At 78.0% G+C, this 1,838-nt stretch carries 2 protein-coding genes; both read left to right on the forward strand.

Going from position 1 to position 1,838, the window contains the following annotated elements; all coding sequences use genetic code 11:
- Positions 1–261: hypothetical protein (locus tag B0E53_RS36095; protein ID WP_146167960.1), on the forward strand; the 261-nt coding region annotated here is incomplete at its 5' end.
- Positions 258–1,838 (forward strand): thioesterase domain-containing protein (locus tag B0E53_RS37210; protein WP_146167961.1); only part of this gene is annotated, 1,581 nt, incomplete at its 3' end. The genes B0E53_RS36095 and B0E53_RS37210, both read left to right, overlap by 4 nt.

Genomic DNA, 1,838 nt, shown 5'->3' on the forward strand with positions numbered 1-1,838 from the left:
GCCTTCGCCCACCGGGCCGCGGTGGTCGCCGCCGACCTGCCCGGCGCGCTGGCCGGACTCGACGCGCTGCTCGACACCGACGCCCGGGTCGCGGGCGAGGGTGGCCCGCTGCGCGAGCTGGCGGCCGACTGGGTCGCCGGGCGGGACGTCGACTGGGACGCCCTGCACCCCGAGGGCACGGTCCGGCGCACCGGCCTGCCCACCTACCCGTTCCAGCGCCAGCGGTACTGGATCGACCCCGTGCAGAAAGGTCCGCGGTGAACTGGTTCGTCTCCGCCGGAAGCCGACCCCAGGCGCCGGTGCGGTTGTTCTGCCTGCCCTACGCCGGTGCCGGCGCGAGCGCGTTCCGGCGCTGGCAGGAGGGGATCGGTCCGGACGTCGAGGTGCTCCCGGTGCAGCTGCCCGGCCGGGAGAACCGGATCAACGAGGATCCGCGCTTCGACGTCGCCGAGGTGGCCGAGGCGATCGCCGCCCGGGCCGACCGCCCGTACGCCCTCTACGGCCACTCGATGGGCGGCCGGCTCGGCTTCGAGGTGGTCCGCGAGCTGCGCCGGACCGGCCGGCCGCTGCCGCTGCGGCTCTACGTCGGCGGCGCCCGCGCCCCGCACGTCACGGCGCCCGGTCCCTTCGACGGGCTGTCCCGCGCCGACGACGAGGAGCTGCTGCGCCGCCTCGCCGACGGCGGCGGCCTCCCCGCCGAGCTGTTCGACCACCCGGAGCTGGTGGAGCTGCTGCTGCCGCTGCTGCGGGCCGACTTCGGCCGGGTGGACGGCTACCGGTACGTGCCCGGCGAGCCGCTGCCGCTGCCGATCGTCGCGTTCAGCGGCCGGGACGACCGGGCGGTCACCCGCGAGCAGCACGCCGCCTGGGCCACGCACACCGCCGCCGGGTTCACCCTGCACGAGCTGGCCGGCGGCCACTTCTTCCTGCACGACCAGCTCCCCGAGCTGCTCGCGCTCATCCGCGCCGACCTGACCGGGGCGCTCGGCGCCGAGACCACCCGCGCCGGCACGCCGGCCGCGGGCACGGACCCGGTGCGCGCCGCCGGTCGCGGGACCGTCCCCGTCGACGGGTCGGTCGCGCACAGTCTCCCGGTGCGCGCCGCCGGTCGCGGGACCGTCCTCGTCGACGGGTCGGTCGCGCACAGTCTCCCGGTGCGCGCCGCCGGTCGCGGGACCGCCGGCGGCGCGCACCGGGTGCCGGTCGGGGGCACCGCATGGTCGGTCTGGCGCGACGCCATCCTGCGGACCACCGGTTTCCCGGCCGACGGCCTGGACCTGTTCACCGCGCCCCGGGCCGCCGCGGCGGCCGACGAGCTGCTCGCCACCGGCGCCGGCGAGGACCGGTACGACAAGGAGTTCGACGAGGCGGTCCGCATCGGCGCCGAGCGGCTCAGCGAGCTGGCCGCCGACCCGCTGCTGCGCGAGGCCGTCACCTGGCAGAACCGGGGCGCCCTGGTCGCGCTCGACGGGCTGGCCCGCGGCGGCGCCGACGCGCCCCGCAACGTGCGGCGGCGGGACCGGGAGCGGGCGCTGCTCAAGTACTGGCAGCGCTACTGCGGCAAGAACGAGACGGTCGGCTTCTTCGGCCCGAGCTGCTGGGTGACCGTCGACCCCGAGCAGCCGGAGACCGTCCGGATCCGCCCCGGCGCGCGGCTCACCCGCCGGCGCTGGGTCTGGTTCGAGTCCTGGGCGCTCGCCGCGTACGCCGAGCGGGTCGGCGCCGACCTGGCCGTCCGCCGGTGGTGGCCGCCGGTGCTGCGCCCGCACCTCGCGGTCCGGGACCGGACCGTGCTGCGCCCCGGCCGGCCGCCGCTGGCGCTGACCCCGGTGGAGGCG

Source organism: Micromonospora sp. MH33 (assembly GCF_003013775.1).
In the GTDB taxonomy this organism is placed as follows: Bacteria; Actinomycetota; Actinomycetes; order Mycobacteriales; family Micromonosporaceae; genus Micromonospora; species Micromonospora fulviviridis.